Annotated in this window: 18 protein-coding genes, 2 tRNA genes and 1 pseudogene; 16 read left to right on the plus strand and 5 right to left on the minus strand. The window is 45.7% G+C overall.

Annotation, left to right across the window (positions count from 1 at the left end):
• Positions 1-4 precede the first annotated feature (4 nt).
• The 3 genes from ACYIA1_RS02940 to ACYIA1_RS02950 are packed head-to-tail and all read right to left on the minus strand — an operon-like array spanning position 5 to position 3,113.
• Positions 5-1,030, minus strand: coding sequence for an efflux RND transporter periplasmic adaptor subunit (locus tag ACYIA1_RS02940; RefSeq protein WP_008774010.1), 1,026 nt, complete (start codon positions 1,028-1,030; stop codon positions 5-7).
• A 46-nt stretch (positions 1,031-1,076) separates the two neighbouring features.
• Positions 1,077-2,468: a TolC family protein gene (locus ACYIA1_RS02945; RefSeq protein WP_008778062.1), complete on the minus strand. Its 1,392-nt coding sequence runs from the start codon at positions 2,466-2,468 to the stop codon at positions 1,077-1,079.
• A 42-nt stretch (positions 2,469-2,510) separates the two neighbouring features.
• The gene (locus ACYIA1_RS02950) at positions 2,511-3,113 is read right to left on the minus strand and encodes a TetR/AcrR family transcriptional regulator (RefSeq protein ID WP_005866074.1); all 603 of its coding nucleotides are present in this window, start codon (positions 3,111-3,113) and stop codon (positions 2,511-2,513) included.
• Between the two features lie 311 nt (positions 3,114-3,424).
• On the opposite strand from ACYIA1_RS02950, the gene ACYIA1_RS02955 reads away from it, so the two are divergent.
• Positions 3,425-4,330: a helix-turn-helix domain-containing protein gene (locus ACYIA1_RS02955; protein WP_413639676.1), complete on the plus strand. Its 906-nt coding sequence runs from the start codon at positions 3,425-3,427 to the stop codon at positions 4,328-4,330.
• On the opposite strand, the gene ACYIA1_RS02960 is transcribed toward ACYIA1_RS02955, so the two are convergent.
• Complete coding sequence (locus ACYIA1_RS02960) at positions 4,325-4,861, minus strand: HdeD family acid-resistance protein (protein ID WP_413639677.1); 537 nt, start codon at positions 4,859-4,861, stop codon at positions 4,325-4,327. The genes ACYIA1_RS02955 and ACYIA1_RS02960 overlap by 6 nt on opposite strands.
• Before the next feature lie 184 nt (positions 4,862-5,045).
• Here ACYIA1_RS02960 and ACYIA1_RS02965 point away from each other — a divergent pair.
• The 9 genes and pseudogenes from ACYIA1_RS02965 to ACYIA1_RS03005 all read left to right on the plus strand — a co-directional run bounded on the left by ACYIA1_RS02965 (position 5,046) and on the right by ACYIA1_RS03005 (position 18,426).
• Positions 5,046-6,133 (plus strand): annotated as a pseudogene (locus ACYIA1_RS02965) (acyltransferase).
• A gap of 113 nt (positions 6,134-6,246) precedes the next feature.
• Positions 6,247-7,266 carry a L,D-transpeptidase gene (locus ACYIA1_RS02970; RefSeq protein WP_413639678.1) on the plus strand — a complete coding sequence of 340 codons (1,020 nt, stop codon included), beginning with the start codon at positions 6,247-6,249 and terminating at the stop codon, positions 7,264-7,266.
• 34 nt (positions 7,267-7,300) lie between these two features.
• Positions 7,301-8,041 (plus strand): murein L,D-transpeptidase catalytic domain family protein, encoded by a 741-nt coding sequence (locus ACYIA1_RS02975; RefSeq protein ID WP_005866080.1) that lies wholly within the window; start codon positions 7,301-7,303, stop codon positions 8,039-8,041.
• A 59-nt stretch (positions 8,042-8,100) separates the two neighbouring features.
• Positions 8,101-8,175 (plus strand) — tRNA-Pro (locus tag ACYIA1_RS02980).
• A 506-nt stretch (positions 8,176-8,681) separates the two neighbouring features.
• On the plus strand, positions 8,682-10,016 hold the full coding sequence (locus ACYIA1_RS02985) for a TolC family protein (protein ID WP_272059994.1): 1,335 nt from the start codon (positions 8,682-8,684) through the stop codon (positions 10,014-10,016).
• Positions 10,017-10,063: 47 nt separating this feature from the next.
• Positions 10,064-11,314 (plus strand): efflux RND transporter periplasmic adaptor subunit, encoded by a 1,251-nt coding sequence (locus tag ACYIA1_RS02990; protein ID WP_258920169.1) that lies wholly within the window; start codon positions 10,064-10,066, stop codon positions 11,312-11,314.
• Between the two features lie 12 nt (positions 11,315-11,326).
• Positions 11,327-13,702, plus strand: coding sequence for an ABC transporter permease (locus ACYIA1_RS02995; RefSeq protein WP_480334331.1), 2,376 nt, complete (start codon positions 11,327-11,329; stop codon positions 13,700-13,702).
• A 17-nt stretch (positions 13,703-13,719) separates the two neighbouring features.
• A complete protein-coding gene (locus ACYIA1_RS03000) occupies positions 13,720-16,047 on the plus strand; it encodes an ABC transporter permease (protein ID WP_121772773.1) in 2,328 nt (775 codons plus the stop codon).
• A 21-nt stretch (positions 16,048-16,068) separates the two neighbouring features.
• On the plus strand, positions 16,069-18,426 hold the full coding sequence (locus ACYIA1_RS03005) for an ABC transporter permease (protein ID WP_480334333.1): 2,358 nt from the start codon (positions 16,069-16,071) through the stop codon (positions 18,424-18,426).
• Positions 18,427-18,436: 10 nt separating this feature from the next.
• Here ACYIA1_RS03005 and ACYIA1_RS03010 read toward each other — a convergent pair whose 3' ends face one another.
• Entirely contained in the window at positions 18,437-19,438 is a 1,002-nt protein-coding gene (locus ACYIA1_RS03010) for a linear amide C-N hydrolase (RefSeq protein WP_369799703.1), read from the minus strand.
• 376 nt (positions 19,439-19,814) lie between these two features.
• Between ACYIA1_RS03010 and ACYIA1_RS03015 the strand changes: the two genes are divergently transcribed.
• The 6 genes from ACYIA1_RS03015 (at position 19,815) to ACYIA1_RS03040 (ending at position 23,545) form a co-directional block, all read left to right on the plus strand.
• A complete protein-coding gene (locus ACYIA1_RS03015) occupies positions 19,815-20,417 on the plus strand; it encodes a riboflavin synthase (protein WP_005862004.1) in 603 nt (200 codons plus the stop codon).
• A gap of 201 nt (positions 20,418-20,618) precedes the next feature.
• A complete protein-coding gene (locus tag ACYIA1_RS03020) occupies positions 20,619-21,533 on the plus strand; it encodes a DnaJ C-terminal domain-containing protein (RefSeq protein WP_048928109.1) in 915 nt (304 codons plus the stop codon).
• 13 nt (positions 21,534-21,546) lie between these two features.
• Positions 21,547-21,864, plus strand: a complete 318-nt coding sequence (locus ACYIA1_RS03025) for a chaperone modulator CbpM (RefSeq protein WP_048928110.1) — start codon at positions 21,547-21,549, stop codon at positions 21,862-21,864.
• 146 nt (positions 21,865-22,010) lie between these two features.
• Positions 22,011-22,082, plus strand: a tRNA-Met gene (locus ACYIA1_RS03030).
• Positions 22,083-22,215: 133 nt separating this feature from the next.
• On the plus strand, positions 22,216-22,596 hold the full coding sequence (locus ACYIA1_RS03035; RefSeq protein ID WP_016270338.1) for an ISAon1 family transposase N-terminal region protein: 381 nt from the start codon (positions 22,216-22,218) through the stop codon (positions 22,594-22,596).
• Entirely contained in the window at positions 22,562-23,545 is a 984-nt protein-coding gene (locus tag ACYIA1_RS03040) for an ISAon1 family transposase (RefSeq protein ID WP_016270043.1), read from the plus strand. Before ACYIA1_RS03035 ends, ACYIA1_RS03040 begins: the two co-directional genes overlap by 35 nt.
• The last annotated feature ends 2 nt before the right edge of the window (positions 23,546-23,547 follow it).

The following is a 23,547-nucleotide window of genomic DNA, read 5'->3' on the forward strand; positions in this document are numbered from 1 at the left end:
TCTGTTATTCGTTTTCGATTTCAACTTCCATACCGTTCGTCAGGCGGCTTTGCCCGGTGATAACCACTTGGTCGCCATCCTCCACTCCGGATATGATCTCATATTTATCACCCATACGGCGTCCTAGCTCCACCTTCTGGTAGGATACCTTGCCGTCTTTGCATACATAGATATACCGGTCGCCGGCACCTGATTGTTTTACGATAGAGCGATCCGGAGCCACCACGTGATCCATATGGCCGAAACTCATCGTCACCCGGGCGAACATACCCGGTCGCACTCGCTCATCCGAGTTGGCGATCTTGATCTCCACGGGGAACGTGCGGGTAGCGGGATCGATCGTCGGGTAAACTAAGTTGACTTTACCCTTGAAAACCTCGTCTCCGTACACATCCAGCCGGATGTCTACCTCATGGCCTTTCTTCACTTTCGTAAAAAGACTCTCGGAGACATTCACCATTAATTTGACCGGACGGATTTCCTCTACCGTATAGATGGGGTTTCCGCCGCTGTACATATCGCCGCTATCGTAGTTACGGGCGGTTACGACTCCGCTGATCGGGCTTAGCAATTGGGTGTTCTCTACCAAGTTTTTATACGTCTCGCGAGCCACTTCCAAGGAAGTCTTTTGGGCATCCCAAGCGGATTTGGAAGCACCGCCTACCTTATACAACTCGTCGATACGTTTGAACTCGATCTCTTGGTTATCCAATTGTATCTTCGCTTGCTTTAGGCTTGTAGCGTCCATCTTGGCCAATAACTGCCCGGCTTTTACATGGTCGCCTACCTCGGCGAAGATTTTCTCGATACGGAATGGGGTTTGGGGAGCGATATTATTTTTGATATTCGCTTCCACCGTAGCGGTAAATTCACTGAGTTGCTCCACGTCTTGAACAGAGACCGTCTCCACTTTCACCTTTACTTTCTCATTCTGTGTTTCCGTGGCTTCCTCACTCTTATTACCCGAGCAAGACATCAGCAGGGCCAATGTAGCTATCGGTATTACTTTCAGCATTTGACTTGTCTTCATATAATTGTTCCTAATTATTATCTATTAAACTTTCAATTTTTAATTTTCAATTCATCTGTCCGTTACCCAATACTTTCTCCAGATCTGCCTTCGCTACCATATAGTCGTAGATAGATTGGTTGAAGTTCAACCGGGCCTGCGTCAAGGCAAGTTCGGCATCGTTCATCTCCAGCCATGTACCGGCTCCGGTGTCGTACCGTTTTTGCGAGATCATATATCCCCGTTCCGCTTGCTCGACTCCCTTTTGGGCGGCGTCGAACTTCTTGATACAGGTATTCATATTATCTATGTACTGTTTAACGGCCAACTGCAAATTACGCTTGGTATCGTCCCGTTGCAGGTTTAATTGGTCGATGGAGACTTTCGTCTGCTTTACCTTATAAAATTTACTACCTCCGGAGAAGATAGGAACCGATAACGTGATACCGATCATCGAATAGGGGTTCCATCTGTAATTCTTGAACTTGAAGTCATTGTTCATGGCACTCCATTGATATAGACCGGTCAGCGACAAGGTCGGCAGATAATCGAATTTCTGCATGACCAGCGTCTTTTTTAGCTGTTCCGCCTGAAGGTCTAATTGTTTCAAGTCGGTATTCTCGGATAAGGTTGTATCCGTGGATAGATAGTCGGCGAAGAGGCTGGACTTGAAATCCGTCAGTTGCCCGTCGCAATCGATATTTAAATCCAGATCCATACCCAATAACGCTTTTAACTGCCATTTAGCCAAGGTAAGGGAGTTCTCTGCCTGCAACAGATTAGGCTCTGTATTCTTTACCGTCACATCGGCACGTATCAAGTCGTATTCAGCTACGGTTCCCTGTTCATACTTCCGTTTGATATCCAGATAATTCTCCATGGCATTGTCGTAACTTTGCTTGAATACCCGGTAAGAGTCGCTTGCCAGAAGGACGGCGTAAAAGCTCTTTTTCACTTGGTTCACCATCGCTATCTTAGAAGAGCGAGCTTGCTCCACCGCCAATTCCACGTCTAAGGCCGAGATACTCAAGCTTTTCCATAAGGAGGCGTTCACCAGTGGCATGGAAGCGTTGAAGCCCAAGCTCCAGTTGTTGCTACGCCCTACCTCGAAACCCTCGTCCATACTCGACATGTCCGTGCCTTCGGGCAAGCTGCCGCCTCCCATGTCACCCATGTCGAAATCCATATACATCACCTGTTTCTTCAAGGTACGGTTGTAGTCCCCCGCAAAACTGATCTGCGGAAATAGAGAAGCGTACGAGCCTTTACGTGCGTACTTTTTCTTCTGTATTTCTTTATCGGCAACTTTTACGGTCGGGTTCTCGCTAAGGGCGATCTCTAGCGCTTTCCCAAGATCCAGTTTCAGGGTGTCTTGAGCCAGAACCGGTCTCGCCGCCAGAAAAGGCAATACCATAAATGTGACCAACATCATTTTTCTACTCATCAATAATCGTTTCATTTAGGATAGATTTTGTCTGTGATTAAACTCATTAAGTGTTCGCTATAAATCATAGGATTGTTTGAGATCGAATCGGTCTAGGATCGCTCTTCCCTTCTCGGTACTGATCCCTTTCAGGAATGTGAGGAGGATCGTGTTGTATACCTCGGTGATGGAATGCTTGCAGAAGACATTGGAAGGCCGCAACATCTTCGTCTGCTCTTTCACCAGTAAGGCCATGATCTCGAAGTTGATCCCCTCTTGGAACACGCCCTCTTTAACGCCCCGTGTGAACAAGTCCATACACCTCTTACCCATTCTCGCTTTATTCATCTCTATTTTTTGTTGGGCTTTCGGATATTTCTTCAAGTCCTCGTAAAACTTCTCGTTGAACCATCTCGGGTTTTTCATCATCTCCTCATAGAAAAGCAGGATTACTTCCAAGGCATTGAAAGGTTCTTTTTCCAGTCCCGTCAGATATTGTCCGAGCGATTCGGAATTGTGATCGATCCCCTCGATCAGCAAGGTTTCCTTGTCCTCGAACGACTCGTAAAGTGTGCGCTTGGAGATACCAGCCGCTTTCGCTACATCATCCATACTCACACTCTTGATGCCATATTGAGAAAAAAGATCGAACGCCGTATTAATAATCTGTTCTTTTATCATATTCGTTTTTGTTACGTCAAAAGTAGCCGGGGCAATCCCCGTATACAAGTAAAAAGCGCTGACTCGTCCGTTGGAATCGACCAATGACCGGATATTCCCGTCGAATCTATTCGCAAAGGTCTGATATATTTAGAAAACCAGAAAGGTTTATACTGTTACGGTATTGGTATGGAATGAAACAGGATATTGTCAAAAATTCTTGTTATTCGTTCAATTTTGGATGAAAATTGGTTAAAAACGAAATAGTGGGTGGTCTTTGGCTTTTTATTTCTATCTTTGTCCGAGGTGATAATAAAAATCTACAGATAGATATGAAAAATTTACCTTTAATTGAAGTCACTGAGTTAATCAAGGGAATTGAGTCCAGCGACAACTTTCAAGATGATTTATCGATAGCGGATCTGAACGGAGATTTGATTAATTACGAGGAAAAAAGGCTGGAGCATTCCACCCCGATGCGTTTAAATGCCTTGTTGATGATCTTGGTACAGGAAGGTACTGCTGATATTTCGGTAGACTATATTCCATATAAGATAGAGAAGAATACGTTTATAACCTTGATGCCGACTCATATCATACAGGTATCGAAAGTGAGCAAAGATTTGAGAGGGCGTTTGTTGATCGTGTCCAGATCTTTTCTGGATGGATATACTACCCCGGCAGGGAAAAAGAACTCCATGGTGCATTATATGCAGATCCGTAAGAATCCATGTGCTACGATTAGCGCCGAGGAGACTGAGCATATATCCGGCCAATTCTCCATCTTACGGGAAAAGATGAAGTTGCGTACCCATTTTTTCCAGAAGGAGGCTCTCCAGAACGCCTTAATCGGTTTCTTTATCGAGTTGGCTAATATCTTTATGGGTAAGAAGGAGCTGATGACGGCACCTACACTCTCCCGGAAGGAGGAGCTTTTCGAGCAGTTCCTGCAATTGCTTTTCGAGCATTGCAAGGAGCAGCACGTCGTTACTTTCTATGCCGAGAAATTATTTATTACCCCACAGTATCTTTCGCTTATCTTGAAGGAGCTAACGGGTAAATCAGCGAATAAATGGATTGACGACGCCTTGATCGTCGAGGCTAAGATGCTGTTGAAGGCCCCGCAAGCCACGGTTCAGCAAGTAGCGGATATACTCCACTTCTCCGATCAATCCACTTTCGGTAAGTTTTTCAAGAAGCATATGGGTATATCACCCATGGAATACCGGAAATCATAATCCGGTATTTTCTATACGCTTGCGGAACTTATACCAGTTGATCAACTCACAAGCCCCGTAGAAAATGCTGGCTACACCGAAGATTACGAATGTATTTGCCGCCGCCCCGAACGGGTAGGCAAGAATCATTACTCCGGTTATCAAGATCAAAGCCGGCATCAGGTAGAAGCCCAACGGTACATTGCTCCATTTCCTTGCGGATATCAATGAAACCAATTGCTGTACACCGGCAATTACCAATAAGGCTCCGAGTACGTACATTAATATATTCACGAAGAACTCGGGCATGATCACCAACCACGCTCCGAACAGTACGCTTCCCGCTGCCTCGATAGGAAACATCGGTTTCTCCCCGTTCTCGTTCTTCGGTCGGGTGAAATAGCTGAGGATAGCGAATAATCCCGGTAAAATGAATAGTATACCGATCGTGATAACCAGATAGGTTATGGCTGCTTCCGGCCATAATACCAAAACAAACCCTAATACCATCGCAAATGCGCTACGTAAAACCGCGCTATTAATAGATCTCATATGTTTTTATTTTAGATTTCATTTATAATATGACAAAGGTATATATTCTTTCCGACTTTTTTTATCTTTGTGCGCCATAAAGCAGTATCAGGAAAAACATCGAAATATATCCCTCTTGAATGCATGCTTCGCGTAAAAAGACAAACTTGAAATCATCTAACGAATAATAATACTAAAACAAAAAATGAAGCGTATAGTTTTTTGGATTACGTGCGTGTGTTTGCGTGCTTCCTTGTCATGGTTGTCCACGCCAGTGAAAACTTTTATGGAGCTGAGGGCTCCACGGATATGGTGGGACCGCAATCTTATCTGGCCAATGAGGCTGATCGGTTGTGGGTAGCCGTATACGATGGTTTCTCACGCATGGCGGTGCCATTGTTTATAATTGTCTCCGCCTTTCTTCTTGCGCCGATGAAGGCAGGGCTGACCTCTTGGCAATTCTACCGTCAGCGTTGTATCCGCATCTTACCGCCGTTTTTCATATTTATGATACTATACAGCACTTTACCCTTGCTGTGGGGGCAGATAGATGCCGAGACATCATTGAAAGATATATCGAGAATATTCTTGAACTTTCCTTCACAGGCCGGACATTTGTGGTTCATGTACCCTTTGATCAGCCTCTATTTATTTATACCCGTAATATCGCCATGGTTGAATAAAGCCACGGCGAAAGAAGAGCGTTTTTTCATCGGCTTGTTTCTGTTGTCGACCTGTATGCCCTATCTCAATCGTTGCTTCGGCGAGGTGTGGGGACAATGTTTTTGGAACGAATACCATATACTGTGGTACTTCTCCGGTTATTTAGGATACCTCGTACTGGCACATTATATACATGTCCATCTTACATGGAACCGTTCTAAACGTCTGGTTATCGGAATCGCCTCGATGGTCGTCGGTGCCTTGCTGACGATTTATTCCTTCTATGTCCAAGCGATACCCGGAGTAACTCTTGTCACACCTGAGATAGAGATCGGATGGGCTTTCTGTACGATCAACTGTGTGCTTCTTACGGCGGGTACGTTCCTCGCTTTTACCTGCATAGGCAATTCGAAATCTCCACGACTCATAACAGAGATGTCTAAACTCAGCTACGGTATGTACCTTATGCATATATTTTGGCTCGGATTGTGGGTAACGGTGTTTAAGCACGACTTAGCCTTGCCTACTGTCGCCGCCATACCATGCATTGCGGTAAGTACATTTATCTGCTGTTATGTGACGACAAAGATTATCTCATTAATACCGGGCAGTAAATGGATTATAGGATGAATATAGGATAGCTCTGTCATTTGGCGCAGTTACTTTGTAAACAAGATGATAAGATTACCTGTTATTTGGAAAAAATCGTATATTTACGATATTCAAATAAATCCCGGGTAATAATGATGACGAGAACAGTTTTTATACTTTTGATATCGAGCCTTTGTACGCTAAGTTATTGTACGCCGAGGACCGAGCCTGCTCAAACCGAGGTCTTAACTCCTGTGGATTCTATATCGAAGGATTCCGCTGTGATCGTGGAGACTTTGCCTCCCCGTATCGAAATAGAGAAAGAGCTGCTTTACGATAAGCATACTTTAGAAGATACTTACCCCTATAAAGATACGACACGGGAGTTCCAGTGGGAGAAAATGAAAGAAAGATTATCCTTATTGGAGTCGATCCAAAGGGAGCCGTCTCAATGGGCGATCTTGCAGAACTATAAAAACAGGAATGGAGAGGCTCCTCTTGTAAAAGTCTTCAAGAGAGATGCCTATAAGAGGGTTTCCGATACGCTTGGTGTAGAACGCTATCAATCCGTCCCGCTTTATTTGCTGACTGATACCGTGATTCCCGAGATTTATGGACGTGACGGTAGCTTGGTTCGTATCAAGGCGATGGATGAGGATTCTAAATTCGCTCGTATACAAACCGTGTATGATGGGGAGGAGGAGTGGTATGCTCCGAAGAAATATATCAAGCAAATAGGGGATACGGTAGTCTTCGATAAGGCGATCTTCGTGGATCGTCATAACCAGAATATCGCGACCTTGGAGCACGTCGGCTCGAAATGGTTGGTTCGTAGCATGAACCCTGCGACTACCGGACAGCATCGTCCTCCTTATGCGCAGGAAACCCCGTTGGGAATGTATGTTCTCCAAGAAAAAAAGTCTCGCATGATCTATTTGGTAGACGGTTCCAAGGAGACTGGCGGATTCGCTCCTTATGCCAACCGTTTTACGAATGGGGCGTATATCCATGGCGTACCGGTCAACGCTCCTCGTAAATCGTTGATCGAATATAGTCCTTCGTTGGGAACGACACCCCGGTCTCATATGTGTGTGAGAAACGCGACTTCGCATGCGCAATTTGTTTACGATTGGGCGCCTGTTAATAAGACGATTGTTTTTGTATTAGAATAAAAATCATAACTTTGCGGCGTTATTGTTTTTTAGTATGCGAAGGATTTTCTTGTATTTGTTTTTTATTGTCTTGTCTGTAGGTTCAATTTCAACCGGTGGCGTTTTGCGTGCCCTATCTCCGGAAACGGGATCAACGTCTGTGGCGGTTATGGGGCGCCAATTATATGAGGAGATGCGATTGGATCAATGGGTTTGTTTCGATGCGTTTATGCAGGGGCTTAGAGGTTCCGAGAAGATTGATCGGAAAAATAAGGATATCCTTACATTGATCGATTTCTCTAAACCTTCTACGGCGGAGCGTATGGTTGTATTGGATATACGGCAAAAGAGAATACTTTACACCTCTTTGGTTTCTCACGGTAAGAATAGCGGAGGGAATTATGCGACCTCTTTCTCGAACGAGAACGGTTCCCATAAAAGCTCTTTAGGATTTTATCTGACGGAAAATACGTACCAAGGCCGGAATGGCTATTCGCTTATCCTAAATGGATTGGAAAAAGGAATAAATGATTTGGCTAAGCAAAGGGCGATTGTAATTCATGGCGCCTCTTATTCCGATCCTTCTGTGGCAGCTTCCTCGGGTCGGTTAGGACGTAGCTTTGGTTGCCCTGCGTTGCCTGTATCTGTCAGTAAGCCAATTATTAATACGATAAAGAATGGAACCCTTTTATTTATTTACGCCAACGATAAGAACTATCTGACGCAAAGTTCCATTCTATCCACTCAACAAGAAAATGATATTTTTCATGAAAAAAGTTACCAAAAAGTTTTGTAGTTTAAAATAAAGGCGTACCTTTGCACCGCAATCAGAGATAAACACTATGAATTGCAAAACGGGGTGTAGCGCAGTCCGGTTAGCGCACCTGCTTTGGGAGCAGGGGGTCCCAAGTTCGAATCTTGGTACCCCGACTTAGAAAAAGGGAAATGGTTGGTATTCAACTGTTTCCCTTTTTTTGTGTCCTGCCCTTAAATCTAAAGGATAGTCAACGATTGTAATCAAAACAATTGTTCGTATCTTCAAGTAAAAAACATTCTTCTTACTATATACAAATATAATTACTATCTCATCTATTTCCAGATTATCGCCGTGGAATATATAGACCACGTCGTGATTTGTATATTCCACGTCTTGATCTGTACAGACCACGTCGTGGTTTGTAGAATTATACAGTATGCGCATAAGAATTCATAGGCTATCGAGCAAGAATTCATATAGGAGCGGAGCGTTTTTTGCTTATGGAGAAGAGGAGACGCTCTTACGTGTCAAAGTGGGAATAGTGTCAAACAATTAGACAGCGTTGTCAAAATATTGGACAGTTCTAAAAGAATGGCTTTTTGTTATCTGGTTGTTGTTTAGCTGTTTATGTGTTTTGGCACGTTCTTTGCTATTATTTTAAGTAGAAAATAATAGAGCAATGAAACAAATATTACTTACAACAGTTCTTTCTCTCAGTTTCGCTACCGCGACGGTGGCCCAAGAGAAACTTTGGACTTTGGATGAATGTATGCGCTATGCCGTGGAAAACAGCCCATCGGTTAAAAAGCAAGTTTATACATCAGATACGTATAAGGCGGAACGGAATGCCGCCGTAGCTTCTTTTTTCCCGGCGGCATCGGCTAAGGTCGGAGCGCAATATAGTTTTGGCCGTTCGATTGACCCTGCGACCAATACCTATGAGAATACTTCTACGTTTAATAATAACTATGGTCTCGACGCTTCTATTCCTATTTTTACGGGCGGACAGCTGATCAATCAATGGTTGATGGCAAAATCCAATCGCCGTATGGGAGTTAATGACATCCAGAAAGCGAAAGATGATTTAGCGATGAAAGCTATGCAGGCTTATATGGATGTGGTATATTATAAAGGAACGATTCGTATGGCGGCCGAGAAATTGGAGGAGAGTAACCGTACCTTATATAAGACTCGCCGGCAAGAAGAGTTGGGTTTGAAAGGGAAAGCGGATGTAGCTCAATTCGAGGCTCAAGTAGCGGCCGATGATTATACATTGACCCACCAGCAGAATCTTTTCAATACGGCCTTGCTTACCTTGAGGGAATGTATGAATTATCCATCTGATTTAGAACTGGAGGTGGATACTTTATTACCTGATATCAATTATGTCCCGGAAGTAGAGAACGTGGCGGAGATTTTCGCTTTTGCGTCCGGGAATAACCCTACCGCCTTGCAAGCCGAGTATCAATTAACGCAAAGTAAATACCAATATCGTATTTATAAAGGAAAGTTGCTGCCGAGTATTTATTTGAATGCCGGAATCTCTACGAGTTATTTCGAGAACTTGAAATCTGATAAGGCCCCGGAAGTTTTCAAGGATCAGTTTAAAAATAACCGTGGTGAATATGTCTCTTTTAGCCTTAGCTTCCCCTTATTCGATGGTTTGAGCAGATTAACGAACGCTCGTCGCTACCGTAACAATATGCGGATCGCACGGGAGACAAGAACAGAGGTCTTTCGCCAGTTGCAGACAGCGGTAGAGCAATCCGTCTTGGATCGTGAGGGATACGCTAAAGAGGCCATACAGATGGATAAGAAGGTGAGATCGGATGAGTTGGCTTATCGTGTTACCCTACGGAAGTACGAGGAAGGCCTGATGAGCACGCTGGATGTACAGACAAGCGCGAATACGCTGTTGGAGTCCAAGGCCAATCTGCTTCAAAAGCGATTGATGTACTTATTGAAAAGCAAGTTGGTAGATTATTATAAGGGCAAGCCTCTTATCAATGAATAAGAATTGAGAACATAGAATTTAGATGATAATAAAAAATATAGAATACGATGGATATACAATTAGAGAAAAAGAAAGGTCTTCAGAAGAAGCATATTCCTTATGTAGCGGGTGGCGTGTTGTTCGTTATCTTGTTGGGATGGATTATCTTTGGTGATCATGCTTCTACGTTGAAAGTGGATGCGAGAGGGATTAGTATCGGTAATGTGACCCGTGAGCAATTCAATGACTTCTTTCGTATGGATGGTCAGGTGCAACCTATCACGGTCGTGCAGCTTAGCCCCGAGGAGGGCGGTATCGTACAGGAGAAAGTCGTGGAAGAGGGTGCCCAAGTGAAGAAAGGCGATATCATTGTTCGTCTGAGCAACTCAAATCTGGATTTGCAGATATTGAACGCTGAGGCCGAGTTGGCGGAGAAGCAGAACTTCCTTCGTAATACGCAGGTTACCATGGAGCAGGATAAGCTGACCAATCAGATGGAGAAACTTCAATACGATATGGACATGAACCGGGCCCGCCGCTCGTTCAACCAACAAGAACAGTTGTATAAAGAGAACTTGATCGCCAAGGAGGATTATCTGAAAGCGAAGGAGGACTTCGAGTTAGCCTCTCAAAAGCACGCCTTGATTACCGAGCGCTTGCGCCAAGACTCTATCTCCCGCACGATCCAGATGGATGAGATGGAGGCCAGCTTGGCGAACATGCGGAAGAATATCCTGTTGATCCGTGAGCGTAAGGAAAACTTGAATGTCCGTTCCCAGATCGACGGTGAGTTGGGACTGTTGGATGTCGTATTGGGGCAAAGTATCAATCCGGGACAAAAGATCGGCCAGATTAACGACCTTTCCGATTATAAGATCGAGGCCATGATCGACGAGCATTACATAGACCGTGTGAAACCGGGCTTAAGCGCCGCTTTCGAACGTCAAGGCTCGTCTTTCGAGTTAACGGTGCGCAAAGTTTATCCCGAGGTTCGTGATGGTAAGTTCCGTACGGATTTCGTTTTCACGGGTGAGCGTCCGGATAATATCCGTAGCGGACAGACCTACTATATCAACTTGGAGCTGGGACAACCTACCGAGAGTATCATTATCCCGAAGGGAACTTTCTTCCAGAGTACGGGTGGAAGTTGGATATTTGTTCTTGATCCGGATGGAAAGAAAGCTTACAGGCGTTCTATCAAGATCGGTCGTCAGAACCCGCAATATTATGAGGTTCTTGAAGGTCTGGAAGCCGGTGAGAAGGTGATTGTGTCCAGTTATGAGAGTTATAAGGATAATGAAGTGCTGGTGCTGGAATAAAATCGATATAATATGAAAAACATACTAATCGCCATTCGTTCCATTTTTAAGAAAGGGCGGCATAACGTGATGAAAATCGTATCGTTGGGAATCGGTTTAGCGGTAGGTTTGGTATTGATCGCTAAAGTCTATTTCGAACAATCGTATGATGATTTTTATCCGGATAGAGACCGGGTCTATCAAGTATGGGCGAAATACCAGCAAAATGGAGGGGAGTTGAAGGATTATCCGCAAACAAGCGGTGGCATCGCTCCAACTATGCAACAACAGATACCCGAGATTGAGACCGTCACCCGATACACGAGTTTTGGAGACTGGACCTTTACGATGACCGACACCAAGATGAAATACTCCGGTCGTTGTATCATAGCGGATAGTTGTTTCTTTGATATTCTTCCTCGTCCTATGCTGATCGGAAATGCGAAAGAGGTTCTTTCCACCCCGATGTACGTGTTGGTATCAAGTCGTATAGCGAAAAATATCGGGGGCGATGTTATCGGGAAAAACTTCACGGTAGACAGTTCGCCGGGACGTACTATGACTATTGGTGGCGTTTTTGAGGAAGTTCCGGAAAATTCTCATTCCCGTTACGATGTGATTGTTTCTATGGCTTCGGCGGGTCGGTTCATGTGGGAGGGTTCGCCTACTAATATGTTGGGAAATGATCGTTACATAAGCTACGTGAAATTACACAAGGGGGTGAATCCTTTAGCTTTGGAGGAACAGGTGCATACGTTCGTGAATTCTTATTTCCCTCCGGAGGAACAGCAAAAGACAGGGTTTAACATTGGTTTCTCGTTTCATGAGCTGGATGGCTTACACAAGGAGTTGCCGCAAGTCAAGCGAATGACATGGATACTTTCCTTACTGGCCTTCGCTTTGATCTTCACGGCGGTGATGAACTATATCTTGATCGTGATATCCTCTATCGTAAATCGTTCGAAGGAGGTGGCTGTCCATAAATGTTATGGGGCAAGCGAGAATAATATTCATGGTATGATGTTTGGTGAGGCGTTGGTACATATAGTGCTTTCACTGATCTTGGCCTTATTGTTGATCCTTGCGTTTAGAGGTACGGTAGAGGAGTTGTTGGCGACTTCGTTAGATTCCTTGCTCTTGTCTAATGGTAGCTTGGTCTTGCTAGGGATATGTATCTTGGTGTTTTTCGTATCTGGTTTTATGCCGGGATCATTATACGCTCGGATTCCGGTGGCCTCCGCTTTCCGTAATTACCGGGAGAATAAGCGTATCTGGAAGAAAGCCTTGTTGCTTGTCCAGTTTGTAGCCACGGGCTTTTTGGTGACGATGCTTGTTTTCGTTGCCCGTCAATATACGTTTATGGTGAACGATCGTCCGGGATATGCCTATGAGAACCTTGCCTACTGCGGGTTAGCTGGCGTGGACTCTACCTCTTGTGCCAAGATTCTGGATGAGGTGATGCGGCTTCCGGGGGTCGTTGCGGCTACCACCGTCTATCAATTGCCTTTCGAGCATGCTTCCGGTAATAATATTCTTTTACCGGGTGAGACTCAAGAGCTTTTTAATATCGCCGATCTCTATTGGGTAGGTAACGGATATTTGGACATGATGGAGATTCCCGTGATCCAAGGCCGCTCGTTCACGGAAAATGTGACCAATTCAAGAGAGGTGATGGTAGACCGCCGTTTCGTGGAGAAAATGAAATTGGTAGCGGGCTGGACGGATGATGTTGTTGGGAAGGATATTTGCGTCACCGAGCATAGCAAATGGAATGAGGAGCCATTCACGATTTGCGGTGTTTATGAGAATATCCGTCTGGGAGGAATCTCGAACCAAGATATGCGGCCTTCCGTATTATTCTATGCGCATAAGCCCATGTATACCTTGCAGGTGAAGTTCCATGAGCTGAGCAACGATAGTATGGCTCGTTTACAGCAGAAGATATCCGAGACATTTCCGGATCGTGAACTGAACGCTATCTCTTTCCGTTCCGAGATCATGGATCTATATAAGGACTCCCGTCAATTCCGTGATTCCGTGATGATCGGAGGTTTGGTCACGCTTCTTGTTACGTTGATAGGACTTATAGGCTATACGAATGATGAGGTGAGCCGTCGTCGTAAGGAGATCGCCGTCCGCCGGGTGAATGGGGCTACCTTATGGGATATATTGAGGTTGTTCATAAAGGATATCGGATATATCTGTATCTATGCGGTCATATTAGGCGGTGGTATAGCATACTTTGTCTTGCAAAAGTGGCAAGAGCAATTCACGGAGAAGGTTCCTTTGTCATGGTACATATTCTTGGGTTGCGGCGTATGTGTATTATTGATTATATATTCCGTGGTTTGTCTGGATGCCCGCAAGACGGCTAATGATAATCCGGTGAACTGCTTGAAATCTGAGTAATTGAAAATTTATAATTCATGAATAATTTATTGAACTTTAAGTCCTTTTTCAAGTTCCTCGGAAGGAATAAGGCTTATACGCTGATAGACGTGTTTGGTCTGTCTGTATCGTTGATGTTTGTGTTATTGATAGCGGTCTATACGGTACAGGAGATGTCTACAGATAAATTCCATACCAAGGCGGATCGTATCTATCTGGTCGGGAATGAAAATTGGATGGCCACCGGAGCCGCCATTCCTTATAAGATAAAGGAACGCTATCCGGAGGTAGAGAAAGTTTGCCCGGTAGTGGCAGATAATTCAAGCAATATAGTTGTAGTTTCCGGTGATCGGAAACTAAAGGCGAACGTGATGTTTGCGGACTCCACGTTCTTCGATTTCTTTGATTTCCGGCTGTTACAAGGCACTCGTGAGCAAGCGTTGGCCGCCGGGAACTATGCGGTGGTCTCTTCTTCGTTCGCCCGTAAGATGTTCGGAACGGATGATCCGATGGGACGGCAGTTAGTGGTGGGAGATACCATATCGGCTACTATAAACGGGGTGGTGGAGGATTTACTTCATTCCTCTATTCCCGAAGCGGATGTGATCGTGCGTTGGGAGCAGGTTAGCTGTTTTAACCCCAGCTTAGCCCCGGATCAGTTGGGGAATGCCGGAAGTACATCGGCTTTTGTCTTGGTGCGTGAGGGTAGTGATTTCCCTTCTCGGGCGGAGGATATGGCCCATTGGTTCAAGGAGTTTTATTGGCCGTATCAATATGGGACGGCAAAGGAGGTACGCATATTGCCGCTTAGTGAGCAGTATTTTGCGAAAGCCGCTTCTTACTCTTCTTTGCGAAAGGGAGATTGGCGTTTCGTGATCGTGCTGATGTCCGTAGGTTTCCTTATCTTGATTTTCGCGGTCATTAATTATATAAACTTGACGGTTGCCCAAGCGGGTTTCAGGGCGAAGGAGATGGCTACCCGGCGCCTTTTGGGTTCTTCACGGGGCGAGTTATTCATGCGCTTGATGCTGGAGTCTACTTTGCTTACGTTTATTTCTTTGGTTATCGGGGTTCTCCTTGCCTTGGCAGTCGTGCCGTTTGTCAATGATTTATTGCAGACACGTGTCGATATGAATGTATTGGGTAGACCTGTCTGGCTATTGGCTTTGGTTTCATTAACGGTTGTCGTGGGAGTTTTATCCGGCTTACTGCCTGCTATCATTATTTCTTCTTCTAAACCGATCGAGGTGGTAAGGGGTACGTTCCGGGCTAAGACGAAAATGGTATTCAGTAAGTTCTTTATCGTATTCCAAAATGTGATCACGATCACGATGATCGCCGCCTCTATCACGATGGTTTGCCAGATCGTTCATATGATCAACGCTCCTGTCGGATATAAAACGAAGAATTTATTGGCTATGCGATCGGTGGATGAAAGGCAGTTATCCGCTTTTGTCGGTGAGTTGAAAGGTTTGTCATGCGTAGATAGGGTCGGGAAGACTCAAGGATTGCCTTTATTCGGTAGTAATAATTGGACTTCTACTTATCAGGGGCAAAATATATCTTTTCAGCAATTCGTTATGGATAAGGATTGTTACGATATGCTGGGATTGGAGATTTTGCGTGATAACCATTTAACGACAGAGGGCTGGTTCCTAAACGAGCAAGCGATGCGTGAGATGAACTTATCGGAGGATGCGACCTCTTTTATGTTGGATAGGCACGAAAGGCCGATAGCGATAGCGGGTATCGTCCGGGATTTCTATTGCTTTGGAAATGTGACGACAGGGATGAACCCTGTCATGTTCCGTTTCTTGAAAGATAATGAAGCTCCTTGGATGATTTTGATCGAGACACAAGGTGATCCTTTCGCCGCAAAGGAGGCTATCGGTAAAGTATATGAGAAAGTGACCGGACTTGAGTTTGAGGCTTTCTTCATGGATGAGAGTTTACAAAACTCATTCGACTCGCAAATCCGTTTGGCAAAGATCGTAATCGTATTCTCGATAATCGCCATCCTTATTTCTTTGCTAGGCTTATTGGCGATGTCCACTTATTTTATCCAACAGCGTTTGCAAGAAGTATCCGTACGAAAGGTATTTGGTTCCAGCAACCGGCAGATATTGGTTAAGCTCGTATTCACGTTCTTGAACTATGTGCTGATCGCTTTCGTGATTGCCATACCTATTATTATGTACTTTATGAAAGATTGGCTGTCCGACTATTCGTATCGTATCGGTTTAAGCCCGCTGATATTTATCGCTGCCGGCTTATTCTGCCTCGTGATCTCGTTTGTCTCTGTCTTTTTCCAGAGCTACCGGGCTGCCACATCGAATCCGGTGGATAGCTTTAGGCATAGGCTTTAGTAACTTTTAAAAGGAAATATCATGAACTCAATCGTACGAAATTTCGTTTTTGTGATCAGTCGTTTTAAAATGGCTAGTTTCTTGAATGTAGCAGGATTATCTGTGGCTTTCACAGCTTTCTTGATCTTGTTCATGCAAGTTCGTTACGAGTGGGGATACGATCGTTTCCATAAGCATGCCGACCGGTTGTATCGCTTGGAGATCGTTCACAATAATAAAGGGGCGCAAGTCGTATTGAACCGCCCGCTTATCGATCGGTTCTTGGCCTCCTCTCCACATATTGAGGAGGGGGCGCTAATCAATCGGTGGGGCGATAAGAAGTATATCACGGTGGATCGGGATGGTGAGCGGATGACTTTCCATGAGGAGCTCTATGCCTGCTATCCCTCCTATGCCCGTGTTTTCAACTTTGATATGGTGGAAGGTGAGGCGGCGGCGTTGGAGGAGAAGGGCCGGGTATTGATACCGGCAAGTATGGCTCATCGTTTCTTTGGCGATCATCCGGCGGTCGGGCAAGTCTTGATCGGAGAGGGGTGGACGTCCGAGGTGGGAGGTGTCTACCGGGACTTTCCCTCCAACTCGATCGTCAGTAATGCGGTCTATCGGCGCATATCGGACAAGGAAGGCGCAGGCGCTTGGATGCAAAATAATTTTGAGTGTTATCTCCGTCTGGATAATCCGGCCTCCGCTCCGGATGTCTTGGCTGGTTTCGAGAAAAATTTCCGCCACGACGAATGGAATTGGAAAACGAGACAATTGCGCTTGACTTCTCTGCCGGATATCTATTTTAAGACGGACACGAGCTACGATTCACAGAAGCAAAAGGGGAGCTATGCCCAGCTTCAAGCGCTATCTGCTATCGCTATCTTGATCGTATTGATAGCGGTCATTAATTTCATGAACTTCAGCAATGCTTTGGTGCCGGTCCGTCTGCGGGGCATCAACACGAGGAAGGTATTGGGGAGTCCGGTATCGGCGCTCCGGATGGCCGTGGCTTCGGAGGCGGTGGGGATGTGCCTGTTGTCTTACCTGATCGCTTTGCTGCTGGTTCGCCTGTTGTCGAAGACCGGGTTTGTGGATTTGGTCAGTGGAGGCATTTCCTTGGAGGGGCAGATGCCCTTGTTGATCGCCTGTGGAGGCTTTGTGTTGCTGATCGGACTTATCGCTGGTTGCTGGCCGGCTTGGTATATCACCTCTTTCTCTCCGGCACTGGTGCTGAAAGGAAATTTTGGCTTATCTCCCAAGGGGCGCTCGTTCCGCAATGTGTTAGTAGGATTTCAGTTCGTGGCCTCTTTTATTTTGGTTATAGCGGCTTTGTTTATCACGTGGCAGAATTACAATATGCTTCATACGCCGCTTGGATTCGATAGCGAGCGGATTGTCACCGTAAAGCTAAACCGTAATCTGAGCAGGCAACCGGAGAGCGTGCGTCAGCGGTTGGGGCAACTCTCCTCTGTCGAGGCCTTGTCGTTTACCTCAAGAGTGCTTGGCGCTGAGGATAATTACTCCGGCTGGGGACGTACCTACGTGGATGAGGATATCCAATTCAAGGTGGTGCAGGCAGACTCGGAGATTGAGCGGGTATTGGCCCTTCCTATTCTGGAGGGTCGGGGATTCCTGCCGGAAGACCAGTTGAGCGATGGCACTTATTTGTTCAATGAGGAAGCGAAACGGACCTATGGGCTGAAAGCGGGAGATCCAATCCGGTTGGACTGGGGAGATTTACATCGTAGGGAGAAGATCGCCGGTTTCGTGCCTGACCTGAAATATAACTCGTTCCGGGATAAGCTGGAGCCGTTCGCCATCTTTGTCGGAAAAGATATTATGGCTGGGACCTTGATGAACCTGATGATCCTTGTTCGCCCGGGGACGGACTACCGTCAACTCTCGCTAGACATAGAGAGCTCCTTGCGGGAACTAGATCCTGATTATCCTCTCGATATCCATTTGTTCAACAATATCCAAGAGAACTTGTACCAGAAAGAGCTGCTACTTGGCAAACAAATCTTGTTCTTCAGCTTGATTGCCGTATTTGTGTCTTTGGTAGGCGTATTTGGTGTTGTCTTGTTTGAGAGCGAATATAAACGGAAAGAGATCGGTATCCGGAAGGTATTTGGCGCTACCGTGATGGACTTGTTGCGGAAGCATAACCTATCGTATCTATGGATCGTCATGATCTGTTTCGTGATCGCCTCGCCGATCGCTTGGTACGGCATTGAGCGCTGGCAAGAGAATTTCGCCTTGAAGGCTCCGCTCCATTGGTGGATTTTCCTCTTGGCTTTCCTTGCCATTACGATCATCACGTTGCTCACGGTTACGATCCAGAACTACCGGGCTGCCAGCACGAATCCCGTGGACAGCATCCGGCAGGGATGTTGATATCGGCCCTTCAGATCCCGAACAAGAACGGTAACGGTTTGCTGTCCTTGAAATCTTTGGCGGTGTTTCCGGCGTAAATCTCGCCGTCTGTGAGCGTTAGTTTCTTGATAGGTGTACCTGCCTTGAAGTCCAAGCTCTTGAAATCTACCCAAAAGATATCCGGGCTTAAAGTAGACTCGAAGTAATATACCTTATTCTTCTGGTCGGCTACCGTACGCCAGCGGGTAGAGGAGATATTCGGTTGATCCGGGGTCGTGATTCCCAGAGGTACCGATACGTTACGCATTACGCTGAATACCCCGGCTACCGCTTCCCGGAAATTACTTGTCTGCGGGATGGCGTGGATATAGAAAGAGGCACGCACGAAACGATCGGAAGCTCGGTTCGTACCCGGCAACATGACCAAGCCGCCTATCTGTTGCCAGTAATCGTTTAAGGTTAGTTGCTTATCGTATGTAGGGGAATTCGTCATGACTTGGCATTCCCGTCCCTCGTGGATAACCAAGTTCCCGTTCAGGTATTCGAAGATAGCGCTATTTCCTGAAGCGTCCGAGATCGAGAGATGCAAGGTCGATTTCGCCCCGTTCGGGAGATCCGGATCGTCGATGCGGAAGACCTCCTTGCTTAACTCGGCAACCGCCTCATCTACCGTGGCGAAATTATCGAGTACATACTGCGTCCAGATGCTAAGCCCCATAACCGGGCGGTTATCGTCCGGTCGGAAATAAGATGACTCGGTGAGGAACAATAGGTTGGCTACAAGTCCCTTCTCGTTCATGCCGTCGCACGTACCGATATCATACCCGGCGGTCACCACGCTTCCGTATTTCGAGGTCCATTGGATGGTATTATCGGATATCGCCCCCCTTCTTTGCACGCCCCGGGGGAAGAGGTAAAGGTTGGATTGCGGGTCCTCTTTCCAATCCATGGTACGTCCGGTTACGACCATATTGTCCGGCCCGAGGTAAACGGCCCTTGTACACGCCTCGCTTCCCGTAGGGTTCATGAACATGAGCAAGCCGGCGAAAAGAGAGGCCAGTGTTAAATTCTTTGATTTCATAAGATCTATATTATTAGGATAATCTATTTATGAAACAAGTGGCTTTAAGGAATGTTTAGGGATGGTTTAGAATGATATACGAGATACGGAGCCGTGTGAGTAGCCCCAATTTCATTTTTAGGCTTTCATATCGTTGAGGATGCGGAAGCGTTGGGTATGGGAAGCCAACGATACGATTTGATCTCCTTGGACGATAAATAAGTGCGGTTTCTACTGTGATAAAAACATTTAATAACATCCTTTTTATCGGGCTTATTACCTTAAAGGCGTTATCTTTGCCCATGAATAAATAACAGTTTTGGGAGTACAAACTAAAAACAATTTGATTATGTTCTCAGGTATTGTAGAAGAAGCGGCTCAGGTAGTAGCCCTCCAATCCGATAAAGGAAACCTTCATCTGACGATGAAGTGCTCATTCGTGAATGAGCTGAAAATAGATCAGAGCGTGGCTCACAACGGCGTTTGCCTTACGGTGGTAAGCATGACGGAAGATACGTATACGGTTACCGCTATCAAGGAGACCTTGGAACGTTCGAACCTCGGGAACCTGAAAGTGGGCGATAAGGTGAACTTGGAGCGTAGCATGTTGATGAACGGCCGTCTGGACGGGCATATCGTACAGGGGCACGTGGACCAGACCGCCGTTTGTGCGGAGGTGAAGGAGGCGGACGGCAGCTGGTACTATACGTTCGAGTACGCTTTTGATAAGGAGATGGCCCGGCAGGGGTATATGACCGTGGAGAAAGGCTCCGTTTGCGTGAACGGCGTCAGCCTGACGGTATGCAACTCCCAGCAAAACAGTTTCCAAGTCGCTATCATCCCTTATACGCACGATAACACGAACTTTTGCCAGATCGAGAAAGGTACGGTAGTGAACCTAGAGTTCGATATTGTCGGGAAGTATATTAGCAAGATGATGCAGTTTAAATAAGGTTCGAAGAATTTCCTATCCATAAAAGGCTTTAGCGGTATCTGATGATCCCGGCTAGAGCCTTTTCTATCTACAGACAATCTTAATTCCGTGCGTGTACGATTAAAAACGTTTTAAGTAAATTTTCACTAACCAAAACTATCCTTGGTATGTTTATTGTTATATAATTATATGAGAAAAATAGACTAAACATATCAGATTATGGCCTATATCGATTATTACAAAATTTTGGGGGTGAACAAGGACGCTTCTCAGGATGATATCAAGAAAGCCTATAAGAAGTTGGCTCGGCAATATCACCCTGACTTGAATCCGAACGATCCCGACGCTCATCGTAAGTTTCAGGAGATCAATGAGGCGAACGAGGTGCTTAGCGATCCGGAAAAGCGTAAGAAATACGACCAGTACGGGGAGAATTGGAAACATGCGGATGAGTTCGAGGCTCAACGGAAGCAGTACGGCCAGCAAGGTGGCGGCTTTGGCGGCGGCTTCTCGAACGGTGGAGGTACGTATTGGTCTTCCTCCGGCGATGATGGAGAGTTCTCGGATTTCTTTGAGTCTATGTTTGGTTCCCGCCGGGGGGGCGGTGGCCGTTCTAATCATGGGTTCCGTGGACAGGATTACACGGCTGAATTGCACTTATCCTTGATGGATGCGGCCAAGACACATAAGCAGGTGATCACCGTGAACGGCAAGAACCTGCGTATCACGGTTCCCGCCGGCGTAGCCAACGGGCAAACCATTAAGCTGAAAGGCCAAGGTGGGCCGGGCATGAATGGAGGCCCTGCCGGTGATTTGTACATCACGTTCATTATCCCGGACGACAGCCGTTTCAAACGGGTGGGAGACGATCTGTACCTGACCGTCCCCTTGAACCTCTATACGGCGGTCTTGGGTGGCGAGCAGATTATCGATACCTTGGATAGCAAGGTGAAACTGAAAGTAAAAACGGGCACGCAAAACAATACGAAAGTCCGGTTGAAAGGTAAGGGATTCCCTGTTTACAAGAAGGAGGGGCAGTTTGGTGACTTGATCGTCACGTACTCGATCGAGGTGCCGACCAACTTGACAGAGAAACAGAAGGAATTGTTCCGGGAAATACAAAGTCTAAATTAAAAACAGGTGTATTATGCAAACAGATTTAGTTATTGTCAGTGAATACTGCCAGAAATGCCATATAGACCCTTCGTTCATCATTTTGCTGGAAGAGGGAGGTTTGATAGACATTAATATCACGGATGGAGAGAGGTATCTCTTCTCTTCCCAGCTCCGTGATCTGGAACAATACACACGTATGTATTACGACTTGTCTATTAACATCGAGGGAATCGAGGCCATTCATCATATGCTGAACCGGATGCGGAATTTGCAGGCGGAGATACAATCGTTGAGAAACCGTCTGCATTTATATGAACCATTCGGTTTTGATACGATCGAGAATTTCTAGTGTCAAATTGCTGCTAAACAAGGCTTCACTGCCCGATAGCGAAGGGCGTATGCAAACAAATTGAAAATATTTCTTGAAAATGTTTGGAAGTTTGGAATGTAATATATACCTTTGCACTCGCAATCAGGAAATGATAGCGACTATATCGCGGAGTGGAGCAGTGGTAGCTCGTTGGGCTCATAACCCAAAGGTCGTAAGTTCGAGTCTTGCCTCCGCAACTAAAAAGTCTTCAAGTCATTGACTTGAGGACTTTTTCTCTATTCAATCAAGCGATCGGGCGATGCGACCGGCTCACCCGATAAATCAGGGGGAAAATTCTTTAATTCTATAGAAAATTTGCACCTTTGTACCATGAACAATCAAGGACTATTAGCATTGGCACAGTTGATTCTGCCATCAGAGATACTTTCAAATTTTGAAGTAGTACGTGTAGAAGAAGAGGCATCCCTTATCCGCATCTATCTTGATGAATCGGTTAAGGCTGAATATAAAGAGAACCCAGAGATTGAATCCAAAGGGTTCTGTGAAGCCGTAACTATACGTGACTTTCCAATCCGCGATAAAGGTGTTGACCTAATTGTCAGAAGACGCAAATGGTATGACAAGCAGAATAACCGATACTTCTCCGACTCTTACGACCTGAAGGCTGAAGAAACCCGCTACTCCAAGGAGTTTGCGGCTTTTTTAAAAGGAGTGTATGGAGACGATTCCTACGACCTCCCGTTCGCTTGACCGCTATTATCACATAAACGGGGATACGTTTGAAAAGCAATACAAGGAAGTGCTCAGCGGCTATCGTGAATGGTCAGAACTCTCACATGCAGAAGACTGGCTTGTCTTTCCAGAGAACATTGGTGAAAGCATCTGCATTGACGAAACGGCTCCAAGCAACGGTGAGCTGTACACTATAGTAAGCAACAGATCTTCACGTGGAGGTAAAGGTACCATCATTGCTATTGTAAAGGGTGTGGCGGCAGATGCTGTCACGGAAGCACTTATGCGCATTGACGAGGACAAGAGACTGTTGGTTAAGGAGATAACAATGGATATGTCGAATTCCATGCGACTTATAGCCAGACGCTGTTTCCCGAATGCAATGCGTACCATAGACCGCTTTCATATACAGAAACTTGCATGTGATGCCTTGCAGGAGATGCGTATCGCGCATAGATGGGATGCCATTCAAGCAGACACGGATGCCAGGGAAGAAGCCAAATGCCTGGGCGAAGCATACACTCCAATTGTGCTTGCAAATGGTGATACCCACAAGCAGTTGTTGGCTCGCAGCAGATATCTGCTTTTTAAATCTGCCGACAAATGGACGGAAAGTCAGAGACAAAGAGCTGAGGTGCTCTTTGAAACGTATCCTGATCTTAAAGAAGCCTATTCGCTTACACATTCCCTAAGAATGATATTTTCCAAGAATACCGTCAAAGATGCAGCAAGACTCTCGCTTGCACGATGGTACAACAAAGTGGACGACTCTGGCTTTAAGAGTTTCAATGTTATTGCCGCCACACTTTACGAGCACTATGATGAAGTCTTGAACTTCTTTGTAAACAGGGCAACTAATGCATTTGCAGAGTCTTTTAATGCTAAAATTAAGGCGTTTAGAGCTGCTTTAAGAGGAGTAACGGATATAAAATTCTTTCTTTTCAGACTTACAAAGCTGTATGCTTAATC

The sequence above is a fragment of the Parabacteroides sp. KHUB-02 genome (genome assembly GCF_056640955.1).

Excerpts from the sequence above, each read along its gene's own strand:
- ACYIA1_RS02940 (WP_008774010.1), bottom strand. The coding sequence starts at position 1,030 with ATGAAGACAAGTCAAATGCTGAAAGTAATACCGATAGCTACATTGGCC.
- ACYIA1_RS02945 (WP_008778062.1), bottom strand. The coding sequence starts at position 2,468 with ATGAAACGATTATTGATGAGTAGAAAAATGATGTTGGTCACATTTATG.
- ACYIA1_RS02950 (WP_005866074.1), bottom strand. The coding sequence starts at position 3,113 with ATGATAAAAGAACAGATTATTAATACGGCGTTCGATCTTTTTTCTCAA.
- ACYIA1_RS02955 (WP_413639676.1), top strand. The coding sequence starts at position 3,425 with ATGAAAAATTTACCTTTAATTGAAGTCACTGAGTTAATCAAGGGAATT.
- ACYIA1_RS02960 (WP_413639677.1), bottom strand. The coding sequence starts at position 4,861 with ATGAGATCTATTAATAGCGCGGTTTTACGTAGCGCATTTGCGATGGTA.
- ACYIA1_RS02970 (WP_413639678.1), top strand. The coding sequence starts at position 6,247 with ATGATGACGAGAACAGTTTTTATACTTTTGATATCGAGCCTTTGTACG.
- ACYIA1_RS02975 (WP_005866080.1), top strand. The coding sequence starts at position 7,301 with ATGCGAAGGATTTTCTTGTATTTGTTTTTTATTGTCTTGTCTGTAGGT.
- ACYIA1_RS02985 (WP_272059994.1), top strand. The coding sequence starts at position 8,682 with ATGAAACAAATATTACTTACAACAGTTCTTTCTCTCAGTTTCGCTACC.
- ACYIA1_RS02990 (WP_258920169.1), top strand. The coding sequence starts at position 10,064 with ATGGATATACAATTAGAGAAAAAGAAAGGTCTTCAGAAGAAGCATATT.
- ACYIA1_RS02995 (WP_480334331.1), top strand. The coding sequence starts at position 11,327 with ATGAAAAACATACTAATCGCCATTCGTTCCATTTTTAAGAAAGGGCGG.
- ACYIA1_RS03000 (WP_121772773.1), top strand. The coding sequence starts at position 13,720 with ATGAATAATTTATTGAACTTTAAGTCCTTTTTCAAGTTCCTCGGAAGG.
- ACYIA1_RS03005 (WP_480334333.1), top strand. The coding sequence starts at position 16,069 with ATGAACTCAATCGTACGAAATTTCGTTTTTGTGATCAGTCGTTTTAAA.
- ACYIA1_RS03010 (WP_369799703.1), bottom strand. The coding sequence starts at position 19,438 with ATGTTCATGAACCCTACGGGAAGCGAGGCGTGTACAAGGGCCGTTTAC.
- ACYIA1_RS03015 (WP_005862004.1), top strand. The coding sequence starts at position 19,815 with ATGTTCTCAGGTATTGTAGAAGAAGCGGCTCAGGTAGTAGCCCTCCAA.
- ACYIA1_RS03020 (WP_048928109.1), top strand. The coding sequence starts at position 20,619 with ATGGCCTATATCGATTATTACAAAATTTTGGGGGTGAACAAGGACGCT.
- ACYIA1_RS03025 (WP_048928110.1), top strand. The coding sequence starts at position 21,547 with ATGCAAACAGATTTAGTTATTGTCAGTGAATACTGCCAGAAATGCCAT.
- ACYIA1_RS03035 (WP_016270338.1), top strand. The coding sequence starts at position 22,216 with ATGAACAATCAAGGACTATTAGCATTGGCACAGTTGATTCTGCCATCA.
- ACYIA1_RS03040 (WP_016270043.1), top strand. The coding sequence starts at position 22,562 with ATGGAGACGATTCCTACGACCTCCCGTTCGCTTGACCGCTATTATCAC.